The 12972-nt window shown below is 67.6% G+C and carries 10 protein-coding genes; 7 read left to right on the forward strand and 3 right to left on the reverse strand.

The features are described from left to right. Positions 1-145 precede the first annotated feature (145 nt). On the reverse strand, positions 146-970 hold the full coding sequence (locus BLU17_RS12520) for a helix-turn-helix transcriptional regulator (RefSeq protein ID WP_091997040.1): 825 nt from the start codon (positions 968-970) through the stop codon (positions 146-148). 199 nt (positions 971-1169) lie between these two features. Here BLU17_RS12520 and BLU17_RS12525 point away from each other — a divergent pair, with 199 nt between their 5' ends. From BLU17_RS12525 to BLU17_RS12540, 4 genes are all read left to right on the forward strand, one after another. Then, a complete protein-coding gene (locus BLU17_RS12525; protein WP_091997041.1) occupies positions 1170-1934 on the forward strand; it encodes a class I SAM-dependent methyltransferase in 765 nt (254 codons plus the stop codon). Positions 1935-2192: 258 nt separating this feature from the next. Continuing rightward, the gene (locus tag BLU17_RS12530; RefSeq protein WP_245746830.1) at positions 2193-2705 is read left to right on the forward strand and encodes a DUF2778 domain-containing protein; all 513 of its coding nucleotides are present in this window, start codon (positions 2193-2195) and stop codon (positions 2703-2705) included. Between the two features lie 5 nt (positions 2706-2710). After that, complete coding sequence (locus BLU17_RS12535) at positions 2711-2965, forward strand: hypothetical protein (protein WP_091997042.1); 255 nt, start codon at positions 2711-2713, stop codon at positions 2963-2965. After that, complete coding sequence (locus BLU17_RS12540) at positions 2955-3419, forward strand: Hcp family type VI secretion system effector (protein WP_091997043.1); 465 nt, start codon at positions 2955-2957, stop codon at positions 3417-3419. The genes BLU17_RS12535 and BLU17_RS12540 overlap by 11 nt, the downstream gene beginning before the upstream one ends. A gap of 145 nt (positions 3420-3564) precedes the next feature. On the opposite strand, the gene ppc is transcribed toward BLU17_RS12540, so the two are convergent. Next, positions 3565-6630, reverse strand: a complete 3066-nt coding sequence (ppc, locus tag BLU17_RS12545) for a phosphoenolpyruvate carboxylase (protein WP_091997044.1) — start codon at positions 6628-6630, stop codon at positions 3565-3567. Between the two features lie 505 nt (positions 6631-7135). Between ppc and hemC the strand changes: the two genes are divergently transcribed. Genes hemC through BLU17_RS12560 form a run of 3 tightly spaced genes read left to right on the forward strand, consistent with a single transcriptional unit; the run spans position 7136 to position 11544 of the window. Then, positions 7136-8194 carry a hydroxymethylbilane synthase gene (gene hemC, locus BLU17_RS12550; protein WP_091997045.1) on the forward strand — a complete coding sequence of 353 codons (1059 nt, stop codon included), beginning with the start codon at positions 7136-7138 and terminating at the stop codon, positions 8192-8194. Next, positions 8191-10341 (forward strand): fused uroporphyrinogen-III synthase HemD/membrane protein HemX, encoded by a 2151-nt coding sequence (gene hemDX, locus BLU17_RS12555; RefSeq protein WP_091997046.1) that lies wholly within the window; start codon positions 8191-8193, stop codon positions 10339-10341. The genes hemC and hemDX overlap by 4 nt, the downstream gene beginning before the upstream one ends. Positions 10342-10344: 3 nt before the next feature. Further along, on the forward strand, positions 10345-11544 hold the full coding sequence (locus tag BLU17_RS12560) for a heme biosynthesis protein HemY (RefSeq protein WP_091997047.1): 1200 nt from the start codon (positions 10345-10347) through the stop codon (positions 11542-11544). An 87-nt stretch (positions 11545-11631) separates the two neighbouring features. Here BLU17_RS12560 and BLU17_RS12565 read toward each other — a convergent pair whose 3' ends face one another. Further along, entirely contained in the window at positions 11632-12951 is a 1320-nt protein-coding gene (locus BLU17_RS12565; protein ID WP_091997048.1) for an MFS transporter, read from the reverse strand. Between the last annotated feature and the right edge of the window lie 21 nt (positions 12952-12972).

Here is a 12972-nt window from a genome sequence, read left to right on the forward strand (position 1 = left end):
GCGGTGAGAAGGCGTGCCGGGCGGCCTTGCGTCAGGCGTCGCGCGCGGCGGGAAAGAAGGCGATTTTACCATCGGCGGGCGCGGCGCCCGGGCGCCCGGGCGCCGGGCCGCCGCCGCGCTTCGGCGCGCGCCGCGCGCGGCGGCGTCAGAGCCGCACCAGCACCACGAGCTTGAGGTCCTCGCGATGAGCGGGCTTGAGCGTGATCTGATCGTAGGCGACGCGGCCGTGGCGCGGATGGTTGAACTCGCGCCGCCCGCCTTCGCGCTCGAACACGTCCTGCGAGGCCCAGAAGCGCGCGAAGTCGTCGCTCGCGGCGATCAGCGAATCGACGAGCGCGCGCGTGGGCGCGTCGTTCAGGTGGCGGATCGAGTCGGCGCGGAACTCGGCGGCGAGCCGCCGCGCGCGCGTTTCCCAATCGACGATCAGTTCGCGCCCGAGCGGCTCGGTGAACGTGAAGCGCAGCAGGTTGCGGTCGTGGTCGCCGTCGAGCCAGCCCGTGAACAGGTCTGCCGCGTGGGCGTTCCAGGCGAGCGCGGTCCACTGGCGGTCGAGCACGTAGGCGGGGGCGTTCACGAGCTTCACGGTTTGCAGCAGCGTGGCGGGCGCTTCCGCGGCGGCGGCCGGGTCGGGCTCGGCGGGGTCGCGCTGGGCGGCCAGCTCGAACAGATAGGCGCGCTCGGCGCGCGAGAGCCGCAGCGCGACGGCGATGCGCGCGAGCGCATCGGCCGAAGCCGAAACGGGGCGGCCCTGTTCGATCCACGTGTACCAGGTGGGGCTCACGCCGCACAACTGCGCGACTTCCTCGCGGCGCAGGCCCGGCGTGCGGCGGCGCGGGCCCGGCGGCAGGCCGACTTCCGCTGGCGAAAGGCGCTCGCGGTGGGCGCGGATGAACTCGCCGAGCGCGCGGGCCGGCGTCGCGTCGAGGGTGTTGGCGGAGCCGCTGGCGGCGGCGGGCGTGTCGAGGCTCATTTTACGTAGGGCGGGTAGCGGCGATACCAGAATAATCGCTTGACTTGTACTGGTACAAAACGGTCTCTATTGTAGCGGCTGACGCGGCGGCCGGCCCGCGCCGTCGAGCCGGCCCCGAGGTCCGCAGGCCGGACGCGAGGCGCCATCCGCTTCGCGCCCCACATAAACGCCGCATGGGAAACCTGACAAGGAGCATTCGATGAAACATCACGATCAGGTCGCCGACGCGTTCGGCTCGACTGCCGCCGCCTACCTCACGAGCCAGGTCCACGCGAGCGGCGCGGACCTCGACAATCTCGCCGCGACCTTCGCGGCCACCTGCGGCAACGCGACGGTGCTCGACATGGGCTGCGGCGCCGGGCACGTGAGCTTCGCCGTGGCGCCGCACGTGCGCGAAGTCGTGGCCTACGACATTGCCCCGCAGATGCTCGCCACCGTCGAGGCCGCCGCGAAGGCGCGCGGCTTGACGACGGTGCGCGCGCAGCAGGGCGCGGCAGAAGCGCTGCCTTTCGCCGACGCCGCCTTCGACTGGGCCGTGAGCCGCATGAGCGCGCATCACTGGCGCGACGTGCCGCGCGCGCTGGCCGAAGCGCACCGCGTGCTGAAGCCGGGCGGGCGGCTGAAGTTCGTCGACATCGCGGGCATCGACGATTCGCTTTACGACACGCACATTCAGGCGATCGAACTGCTGCGCGACGCCTCGCACGTCCGCGACTATCGCGCCGGCGAGTGGCTCGCGATGCTCGACGCTGCCGGTTTCGACGCGAGGGTGAGCGAGCGCTGGCGCATCGCGCTCGACTTCGATTCGTGGGTCGCGCGTATGCGCACGCCGCCCGAGCGCGTGGCGGCGATCCGCTCGATGTGGGAGCGCGCACCCGACGAGGTGCGCCAATATTTCGATGTCCAAAGCGATGGGTCTTTCAAGCTCGATGCGCTGATGATCGAGGCGACGCGGCGGGATTGAGGCGCTTCGAGCGGTTGATGCAAGAAGAAGCGGCGTCGTGCCCGTAAGGGTGCGACGCCGTTAGTGTATGCGTGCTCGGGTTTATTGGAATTCTGACGGAATTCGAGGGAGGTTTATATCAGCGATATTCCCTCGCGGTATCGTAGTCTTGCGGATATTGATGTATTGTAAATTTAGTAATCCAGACGTGTGCTATTCATGGCGTTTTCTCCGTAAAGAGGGGAGTTTTGCCGTGACGGATACCTCAAGAAACTTGGTGTGGCTGGGCTTGATCGAATAGCGGTTATTGCCATGCCAATCCAATGCACATTCAGCCTCAACAACAAATCCATGTCGGTCTTGCACTGCCCTGGCGCCGGAGCCTTCAAGGCGTTCTCGGGCGATAAGGCCAGCACGAACAATCCGGCTGACATCGCTATTCCCAACGCCGGGCCGCTTCCCCCTGGGCGCTATTACATCGTGGATCGCGGGTCCGGCGGCCTGTTCACGCATCTGACGGACTATATCGGCGCGCACACATGGAGCACGGACAAAAGCCAGTGGTTCTCGCTCTACAGCGCGACGACGATGGACGATTGGCTGTTCGTGCATGGCGTTCGCCGCGGCAACTTCCGGCTGCACCCTGCCGGGCCGAAGAATCTGAGCGAAGGGTGCATCACTCTCGCCGATCCTGTTGCATTCGTGCGTCTGCGCGCGGCGCTCAAGGCGGCGAGCCGGATGCCACTGCCGGGCGGCAAGGGATTCGCCTACGGGACGGTGGACGTGCAATGAGGTACATGGGACATCTCGTTTGCAGCGGCGCCACGTTCGTTCTCACGTTTTTTTTCGTGTGGCTTTACGGCCTTACCTCGTTCTCGGACAGGGCCATCGACACGGTAGCCAGGTTTTGCGCGCTGCTAGGCATCTATGGCGCCGAGGAAGTGCTGGACTTCTATATGTACGTCGCGGTGGTCGTTTCGTTCATCCTCGCCACGCTTGTCGTGTGGCTCGCGACCCGATTCATCAAAAGGAAGCGGTCAAATGTCGAATGACGTGTTCATCAAAATTAACGGAATCACTGGCGAATCGGAAGATGCCGCGCACCCCGGCGAAATTCAGGTAGAGAACTGGACATGGAAGATGTCGCAGCGCTCCTCCATGATGTCCGGTTCTGGCGGGGGTGCGGGAAAAGCTTCGGTCGAGGATCTGGTGTTCTTCCACCAGGTTGACAGGGCAAGCCCGAATCTTATGTCGTACTGCCTTACTGGCAAGCATATTGACCAAGTGGTGCTGACCATGCGCAAGGCGGGAGGCGTACCGCTCGATTTCCTGCAGATCACGATGTCCGACGTGATCGTGACAGGAGCGGAGATGTCCGCGAGTTACGAACAGGTCCGGCTGTCGTTTGCCCGCGTAAAACAGGAATATATCGTTCAGAACGCACTAGGCGGCAGTCGAGGCGTCGTTACCGGAACGTTCGATATCAAGGCTAACGCGCCCGCTTAGGCGCGGCTTGCGGCGCATGTTCATGCAATGCGGGTGATCGGGGCGTTCACGAAACCGGCAAGAAAAAACGGTGCCGCCCCCGTAAGGGGCCGACACCGTTTCCATGAACGCGGGCGCTCAGGCGAAGCGCTGCATCAACCCGCGATTACCCCGTATTACGCAACCCCGCCGCGATTCCGTTGATCGTCAGATGAATCCCGCGCCGCACGCGCGGGCTCGGATCGCCGGCGCGGTAGCGCTTGATGAGTTCCACCTGCAAGTGATTCAGCGGATCGAGATACGGGAAGCGGTTCTTGATCGAGCGCGCGAGCAGCGGGTTGTCCGCGAGGCGGCCGCTCGCGCCCGTGATCTCGTCGAGCACGCGCGTCGTGCGCTCCCACTCGGCCACGATGCGCTCGAACACGTGCTTGCGCAGCTTCTTGTCGGCGACGAGCTGCGCGTAGCGCGACGCCACCGCGAGGTCGGTCTTCGCGAGCGTCATGTCCATGTTCGAGAGCAGGTTCGAGAAGAACGGCCAGGTCTTGTACATCTTCTTGAACATGGCGAGACGGCGCGCGCGCTCGGCGTCGCTGCCCGCTTCGTCGAGATACGAGGCCACCGCGCTGCCGAAGCCGTACCAACCCGTGATCAGCAAACGGCACTGGCCCCATGAAAAGCCCCACGGAATCGCGCGCAGGTCGTCGATCTTGCGGTGCTTCGGGTCCTGCAGCTTGCGCGAGGCCGGGCGGCTGCCGATGTTGAGTTCCGCGATTTCCGTGATCGGCGTCGAGGCGAAGAAGTAGTCGGTGAAACCGGGCGTCTCGTAGACGAGCGAGCGGTACGCGGCCATCGCGGCATCGGAAAGCTGCTGCATCGTCTCCTCGAACTGGGGCAACTGGTCGGGCGCGCCCGAGGTGCCGCCCATCGGCAGCAGCGTGGCTTCGAGCGTCGCGGCGATCACGGTTTCGAGGTTGCGGCGGCCGATCTCCGGATTGCCGAACTTGCTCGCGATGACTTCGCCTTGCTCGGTCAGGCGGATCTGGCCTTCCACCGTGCCCGGCGGCTGCGAGAGGATCGCGCTGTAGGTCGGGCCGCCGCCGCGGCCCACCGTGCCGCCTCGGCCATGGAACAGGCGCAGCGTGATGCCGCGCTCCTTGTAGAGCGAAACGAGCGCGAGTTCCGCGCGATACAGCTCCCAGTTCGAGGTAAGGAAGCCGCCGTCCTTGTTGCTGTCCGAGTAGCCGAGCATGATTTCCTGCTCGTTGCCCTGGTGCTCGACGATGCCGTCCATGCCCGGCAGCGCCAGCAGGTCGCGCATGATGTGCGGGGCGTGGCGCAAGTCGGGAATCGTCTCGAAGAGCGGGATCACCATGAGCGCGGCTTTCGCGGGGTCGTCGGCGTGGCCGAGGCGTCCGCTAAAGAGGCCGGTTTCCTTCTGCAGCAGCATCACCTCTAGCAGATCCGAAACCGTTTCGGTGTGCGAGATGATGTAGTTGCGCACCGCGCGCGCGCCGAACTTCTCGCGCGTCACGCGCGCCATTTCCAGCACGCCGAGCTCGCTCTTCGCGAGGTCGGAATAGTCGAGATACGGCGAGCGTAGCGTGCGCGGGTCGGCGAGTTGCGCGAGCAGGACGATCTGCTTGTCTTCTTCGGAGAGCGCGGCGTAATCGGCTTCGACGCCCGCGCGCGCGAGCAGCTCCGCAATCACGGCTTCGTGGATGTCCGAACTTTGGCGCAGATCGATCGACGCAAGATGGAAACCGAACACGTCGACGGCGCGCATGAGCGGCGCGAGCCGCGTCGTCGCGAGCGAGGCGCCGTGATGCTCCGCGAGCGAATCCATCAGGACATGCAGGTCGCGCGAGAATTCGCCGGCGTCCGCATACGGCTGCGCGCGCACGGGCGCGGCGTTGCGCCCGGCGCTGCGCACCGCCACCACGCCTTCGCCGAGGCGCACGCGCGCGCTCGCGGCAAGACGCGTGTACACGCCGATCAGCGCGCGGCGATACGGCTCGTCCACGCGGTGCGGCGACTGGTCGGGCGAGGCTTCGGCCAGCGCCTTCAGTTCCTCGCTCGCGCCCGCGAGCAGGTTCGACACCGAGAGCTCGGCGCCGAGCCGGTGCACTTCGTCGAGGTAGTGTTGCAGGATCACCTGCGCCTGGCGCTCGCTGGCTTCTTCGAGCGTGGCGGCCGTGACGTTCGGATTGCCGTCGCGGTCGCCGCCGATCCAGCTGCCCATCTGGAAGAACGCGGGCAGGCGCGCCGAGAGACCGTGCTCCTTGAGCTGCGTTTCGATCTCGCTGTAGAGCGCGGGGATCTCGGTGAGGAAGGTCGTGTGGTAATACGAAAGCGCGTTTTCGATTTCGTCGCCGACGGTCAGGCGCGACTCGCGCAGCATGCGCGTTTGCCAGAGCGAGGTCACGCGCGCGCGCAGCAGCGCCTCGTTGTGCTCGAGTTCGCGATGCGTGAGCGGCTGGTCGCGCTCGGCGAGCAGGCGCGCGATGTCGTGCTGCGAGTCGAGCGTGCTTTTGCGCTGCACTTCCGTGGGGTGCGCGGTGAGCACGGGCACGATCAGCGCGTCGTTGAAGAACTGCTGGAGCACGGGCGTGGCGGCCGCGCCCGCTTGCGCGAGGCGCTCGAGCGAATGCGCGATGGTGCCCGCCTGCGGCGCCGAGCCCGCCAGCTCGTGAATGCGGCGGCGGCGGTTGCGGTGGCGGTCCTCGGCGATGTTGGCGAGATGCGAGAAGTAGCTGAACGCGCGCACCACGCTCACGGTCTGCTCGGGCGAGAGCGCGCGAAGCTGCTTTTCCAGCGCGAGCGCGTCGGCGGAGTCGTCTTCGCGGCGAAAGCGCACCGCGGTCTGACGAATGGTTTCCACGACGTCGAACACGGCGTCGCCTTCCTGCTCGCGCAGGACCTCGCCGAGGAGACGCCCCAGATAGCGGATGTCCTCGAAGAGCGGCAGGTCCTTGTCGTCGCGCGCGCGGCCGTTGCGCGCAGCGCCGGCGTTCTTTCCCGCGGCGAGGGGCGCCTTCGCGGCTTTCGTTGCCTTCGGCGCTTTCGACGCCTTCTGCGACGTTCGGGTGGCCGGTTTGGTCGCGGTGGGTTTCGTGGTCTTCGTGGTCTTCGTCGTTTTCGCCGGTTTAGCGGACGGCGTGGCCGCGGCCTTCGAAGTAGCGTTCTGCGATGCGTTGTTGCGGCGCTCTGCGCGCGCCGAGCCTGAAGACTTCACGATGTTTTCCTTGAGGCTTGCCAGGATATGGGCAGGTTGATCGGGGACTGCCAACTACCAGGCCGCGGCGCATGCCGGGCCCGTGTACTGCGGGTGCAACCTGGGAAGGGTGGAGGTGCCACCCTGAGCGAGCCATGCGGAAGTCGCAGAGACGGCGCGGGCCGCGAAGGCGATGCGCCGGGTGCAGGCCTTGCTCGAGAGAGTTCACGGCGCCGCGCTGACGGGCGCGCGCTGGAGCCGCCTTCGGTCATACGCACGCGGCCCGCGCGGCCTTTTGGGCCGCGGCGCGCCTCGGATGTCGCCGTGGGGCCACGCAAGCCGGGCATCGTCGGCCTCGCCAGTATGGTTAGCGCCGTGTGCTTCGCCGGGTCTCTTCCTTGCCGCCGCACGCGCCTCGTGGCCAACCTCGTGGTCAATCCATCGGGGCGGGCCATAAAAAGGGTGCGTGCTAACATTGCCTGTTATCCGATCCTGCTTTTCATCCCGTCATTCGATGTAACTTGCCATGAATTCCGAGACGTTATCCGCGCCCATGCCCCGCACACTTGTGATCGCTTCGCGGGAGAGCCGCCTCGCGATGTGGCAGGCAGAGCATGTGCAAGCTGCGCTGCACAAATTATATCCAGCCTGCGACGTGAAAATTGTCGGAATGACGACACGTGGCGATCAAATTCTCGACCGTACGCTTTCGAAAGTGGGCGGCAAGGGACTTTTCGTGAAGGAACTGGAGCAGGCGCTGGACGACGGCCGCGCCGATCTGGCCGTGCATTCGCTCAAGGATGTGCCGATGGAACTGCCGGAGCGCTTCACGCTCGCGGCCATCATGGAGCGCGAGGACCCGCGCGACGCGTTCGTCTCCAGCGACTACGCGTCGCTCGCGGCGCTCCCCGCGGGCAGCGTGGTGGGCACGTCCAGTCTGCGGCGCGAGTCGATGATTCGCGCGCGCTATCCACACCTCGACGTGAAGCCGCTGCGCGGCAACCTCGATACGCGCCTCGCCAAGCTCGATCGCGGCGACTACGCGGCCATCATCCTGGCAGCGGCGGGCTTGAAGCGCCTCGGTCTGGGCGCGCGCATCCGCGCGCTGATCGAGCCCGAGGACAGTCTGCCGGCTGCGGGGCAGGGCGCGCTCGGCATCGAGATCCGCGCCGGTCGGCCGGAACTTGCCGCGTGGCTCGCGCCGCTGCACGACGACGCTACCGCGAAGGCCGTCGAGGCCGAGCGCATGGTCTCGCGCGCACTCGGCGGCAGTTGCACGGTGCCGCTCGCCGCCTATGCGCGGTGGCGGGACGGCAAGCTCGCGTTGCGCAGCACGATCGCCACGCCCGACGCGAGCCGCGTGCTCGCCGCGCAGGAAGCGACGCCGGCGGCTACCGTCGGCGATGCCCTCGCGCTCGGGCGGCGAGTCGCCGACGATCTCATCGCCCAGGGCGCGCTCGATATCGTGCGCGCGCTCGCAGAGGCGGCCCAGGCCGCCGACGGTCCGAACACGGCACCGGGAAAGAGCGGCGGCGCAGCGAGCGACTCAACCGGCGCGGGCGAAGGCCCGGCATCCGGGCGATGACGGGCGCCTGGCAACCGCGCGGCAACGCCGGCCAGCCCGACGAGTGGGGCGGCCCCGGCGACGCCGCGACTGGCGCCAGCCGCGCGGCGCATGCAAGGAGCGGCACGCCGTTCACCGTCGTCATTACCCGGCCGGCCGGTCAGTCGGAGACGCTCGCCGCGCAACTGGCGCAGCACGGCATGCGCACGCTCGACTTCCCGCTCATCGCCATCGCGCCCGTTAGCGACGAAGCGCCGTTGCGCGCCGCGCTCGGCGCGCTCGAACGCTATGCGCTCGTCGTGTTCGTTTCGCCCAACGCCGTCGATCGCGCGTTCGCGTGCTACGCCTCGGTCTCCGCGATCTGGCCGCCCGCGCTGCCGGTGGCCGTGGTCGGCCCGGCGAGCGTGGCCGCGCTCGAGCGTCATGGCGTGGCCGAGCCCGATCATCGCGTGGTGAGCCCGGCGGGCACCGGCGACGAGGCGCGCTTCGATTCGGAGTCGCTTTACGCGGCGCTAGAAACGGCTTTCGGAGCGAACGCCTTTGCGGGCAAGCGCGTGCTGATCGTGCGCGGCGACGGCGGCCGCGAGTGGCTCGCCGAGCGCCTGCGCGAGGCGGGCGCCGAGGTGGAGACCGTCGCGGCATACCGCCGTATCGTGCCCGAGCCGCCCATCGCCGCCTGGACGCGGGTTCACGCGCTCCTCGAAGGCGCGCCGCACGCGTGGCTCGTGACGAGTTCCGAGGGCGTGCGCAACCTCGACGAGCTCGCGCGCGATCACCTCACGGCGGGCGAGATCGTCGAGCTGCATCACGCGCCGGTCGTGGCGCCTCACCCGCGCATCGCCGAGACGGCCCGCTCAATGGGTTTTGATAGGATTACGGTGTCCGGCGCGGGCGACGAACGCATCGTCGAGACGCTGCTTGGGCTCGCTTCTTCCGTTGTTCAACCGGTTCAGAACACTCCGGCCCAGGCGCCGGCCAACCCACGCATGACAGATTCGAACAACTCCAGCAGCACAGCAAACCAGGGCGCCGTCACCACGGGCGCCGCGGTTTCCGGCGGCGCGTCCGCGCGGCCGTCGTATGCGTCGTCGGGCGCGAGTGCTTCCGCGCCGCCGGCCCAGCCGCCCGGATCGGGTGCGGCGGGCGGCGCGCGGCGCGGCGCGGGCACGGCGCTGCTGTGGATCGTCGTGGCGCTGATCGCGGCGGGCGCGGGGGCGGGCGGCTATGCGCTCAACCGCAAGCTGGACCGGCTCGACACGCAGCTCGCCCAGCGCCAGCAGGCGGGCGAGCAACAGATCGCCGCACTGAGCGCGCGCGCCGATCAGGTTGTCGCGGGTGCGCAGCAGCTCGACAAGCAAATCTCGCAGCTCGAAGGCAAGATCGCCGACGCGCAGAATTCGCAGCAGGCGCTCGCGCAGCAATACGCCGATCTCTCGAAGAGCCGCGACGACTGGACGCTCGCCGAAGTCGGCCAGATGCTCTCGAGCGCGAGCGAACAGCTCCAGCTCACGGGCAACACACAACTCGCGCTGTTCGCGCTGCAAAGCGCCGACACGCGCCTCGCCGCCTCGGAAAACCCGCAGGCCATCGTCGTGCGCAAGGCGATCGCGCAGGACATCGACAAGCTCAAGGCCGCGCCCTCCACGGACCTGACCGGCCTCGCCATCAAGCTCGACACCGCGCTCGGCCAGATCGACTCGCTGCCGCTGTCGGGCGAAGCGATCGTCGCCCACACGAAACCCGAGGCCGCCGCGCCCGCCGATGTCGCGAAGGTCGCCGCCGCGACGAGCCAGCCGCGCTGGAAGGTGTGGATCGACACGTTCGTCGACGGGGTCGGCAAGCAGATCGCGAGCCTCGTGCAGGTGCGCCGCATCGACAATGCGGACGCCATGCTCGTGTCGCCCGACCAGGGCTATTTCGTGCGCGAGAACCTGAAGCTGCGCCTGCTGTCGGCGCGCCTGTCGCTGCTCTCGCGCAACCAGGACACGCTCAAGTCCGACCTCTCCGCCGCCGACGCCACGCTCGCGCGCTACTTCGACGGCGCGTCGAAAGACACGCAGACCGTGCGCGAAATGCTCAAGGAAGTGAACGCCGGCTCGGCCGCCGTCGCGCTGCCCACGCTCGACACGAGCCTGAAGGCGATCCAGCAGTACCGGAGCCGGGGGTAAGACATGGCGATCCGTGGACTCCTCTGGCTCGCGCTCCTCTTCGCGATTGCCGTTGCGCTCGCAACCGTCGGGCGCTTCGACGCCGGGCAGGTGCTGCTCGTCTATCCGCCGTATCGCGTCGACGTCTCGCTCAATCTGTTCGTGGTCGGCATCGTGGTGGCGTTCCTGCTGCTTTACGCGATCCTGCGCTTCGTGCGCAACATCGTGACGATGCCGCGCCGCGTCGCCGCCTATCGCGCGCGCATGCGCACGGAGAAGGCGCACGCCGCGCTGCGCGACGCCGTGGGCAATCTTTACGCCGGCCGCTTCTCGCGCGCCGAGAAGGCTGCGCGCGATTCGCTCGCCGACGAAAGGAACACGAGCGCCGCTGGCCTGATCGCGGCCACCGCCGCGCATCGCCTGCACGAATACGCGCGCCGCGACGAATGGCTCACCCGGGTCGATGACCCCGATCTCCAGGAAGCGCGCCTCATGGCCACCGCCGACATGCGCGCCGATGGTCGCGACGCAGACGGCGCGCTCGCCGCGCTCACCGAAATGCGCTCGCAGGGCGGCCGCCGCATTCACGCGCAGCAGATCGCGTTGCGTGCGCAGCAGCAGCTCAAGAACTGGAGCGAAGTGCTCAAGCTCGTGAAGACGCTGGAAAAGCGCGAGGCGCTGCATCCGGCTGTGGCCGTGCGCCTGCGCCAGCTCGCGGCGGAAAACCTGCTGCGCGACCGCCGTCACGACGCCGATGCGCTGCTCGAACTGTGGCAGTCGCTCTCGACGGTCGAGCGCCACTCGCCGCGGCTCGCCGATTGCGCCGCCGAACTGCTGATCGCGCTCGACCGCCCGAACGACGCGCGCAAGATCGTCGAGGAAGCGCTCGCGCAGAACTGGGACGCGCGCCTGCTGCGCCGCTATCCGGACACCGCGGGCAGCGACGCGTTGCCGCTCATCCAGAAGGCCGAGGCGTGGCGCAAGGACCGCCCGGAGGACGGCGACCTGCTGTTCGCGCTGGGCCGCCTGTGCCTGAAGCAGCAGCTTTGGGGCAAGGCACAGTCGTTCCTCGAAGCCGCGGTCAAGTCCGCCGACGCGAGCGAGAACGAGCCCCTCAAGATCCGCTCGCATCGCGCGCTCGCGCGTCTGCACGAGCAGCTCGGCGACGGCGAGAAGGCTGCCGCGCACTACCGCGAGAGCGCGCTCTCGATGAACGTGGTTTGATGGCCCCGCAGTTGCGAACCCGAAGCCGCAACGAAAACGGCCGCCTGCGAAACAGGCGGCCGTTTGCTTCTGGGGCGGCCGAACGGCTTAGCGGTTCACGAGCCTCGCCGGCGCCGAAAGCGCGAGCAGGCCGCCGAGAATCATGCACGCCGCGAGCATGTACATGCCCGAATCGTTGGCGGACGTGGCCTGCTTGAGCCAGCCCACCGCATACGGGCTCAGAAAGCCCGCGAGATTGCCGATCGAATTGATGAGCGCGATGCCGGCCGCCGCGCCCGTGCCCGCGAGCCAGGCCGTGGGCAGGCTCCAGAAGAGCGGCAGCGTGGTGAGGATGCCCATGGTCGCGAGCGTGAGCGCCGTCATCGCGAGCGTGGTGTCGTGCGCCCACGTGACCGAGAGTACGAGGCCAAGCGCGCCGATGGCGGCCGGAACCGCAATGTGCCAGCGGCGCTCGCGCGCGCGGTCGGCGCTCTTCGCGACGAGCACCATGCCGATCACGGCGGCGGCGAACGGAATCGCCGAAAGCAGGCCGATCATGAGCGCGTCCTTCACGCCCGTCGACTTGATGATGGTGGGCAGCCAGAAGCTCACGCCGTAGAGGCCCATCACGAACGAGAAGTAGGTGAGGCTCATGACGAGCACGCGCGGGCTCGTGAGCACGGTCATGATCGGCGGGTCTTCCTTCGTCGCATCTTCGGCGGCGATGTTGCGTTCGAGCAGCGCGCGTTCTTCGTCCGTGAGCCACTTCGCCTTGCCGATGCGGTCGTCGAGCACGAAGAACACCAGCACGCCGACGATCACCGAAGGCAGCCCTTCGAGCAAGAACAGCCACTGCCAGCCCTGCCAGCCGTTCGCGCCGTCGAAGGACTTGAGAATCCAGCCCGAAACCGGTCCGCCGATCACGCCCGAGAGCGCGATGGCCGTCATGAACCACGTCGTCATGCGACCGCGCCGGTGCGCCGGATACCAGTACGTCAGATAGAGGATGATGCCGGGGAAGAAGCCCGCCTCGCACAGGCCGAGCAGAAAGCGCATCACGTAGAACATGGTGGGCGTGGTGACGAACATCGTCAGGATGGAGACGAGGCCCCACGTGACCATGATGCGCGCGATCCATACGCGGGCGCCCACGCGGTGCAGGATCACGTTGCTTGGCACTTCGAACAAAAAGTACCCGATGAAGAAGATGCCGGCGCCGAAGCCATAGACGGCGTCCGAAAGATTGAGAGCGGTGCTCATTTGCAGCTTGGCGAAGCCCACGTTCACGCGGTCCAGATAGGCGACCACGTAGCAGAGCATGAGAAGCGGGATGAGGCGCCACGCGACTTTGCGGTAGGTGGCTTCTTCGAACGCGGAGGGCGGGGCGCCTGCGCCCGCATGCGGCAGATGATTCGCTGGACTGGCCATGGTGTCTCTGTCTCCTGTGTT

The organism is Paraburkholderia lycopersici (assembly GCF_900096975.1).
GTDB lineage: Bacteria > Pseudomonadota > Gammaproteobacteria > Burkholderiales > Burkholderiaceae > Paraburkholderia > Paraburkholderia lycopersici.

Coding starts and splice junctions, on each gene's coding strand:
- BLU17_RS12520 (WP_091997040.1), bottom strand. CDS start 970: ATGAGCCTCGACACGCCCGCCGCCGCCAGCGGCTCCGCCAACACCCTC.
- BLU17_RS12525 (WP_091997041.1), top strand. CDS start 1,170: ATGAAACATCACGATCAGGTCGCCGACGCGTTCGGCTCGACTGCCGCC.
- BLU17_RS12535 (WP_091997042.1), top strand. CDS start 2,711: ATGGGACATCTCGTTTGCAGCGGCGCCACGTTCGTTCTCACGTTTTTT.
- BLU17_RS12540 (WP_091997043.1), top strand. CDS start 2,955: ATGTCGAATGACGTGTTCATCAAAATTAACGGAATCACTGGCGAATCG.
- hemC (WP_091997045.1), top strand. CDS start 7,136: ATGAATTCCGAGACGTTATCCGCGCCCATGCCCCGCACACTTGTGATC.
- hemDX (WP_091997046.1), top strand. CDS start 8,191: ATGACGGGCGCCTGGCAACCGCGCGGCAACGCCGGCCAGCCCGACGAG.
- BLU17_RS12560 (WP_091997047.1), top strand. CDS start 10,345: ATGGCGATCCGTGGACTCCTCTGGCTCGCGCTCCTCTTCGCGATTGCC.
- BLU17_RS12565 (WP_091997048.1), bottom strand. CDS start 12,951: ATGGCCAGTCCAGCGAATCATCTGCCGCATGCGGGCGCAGGCGCCCCG.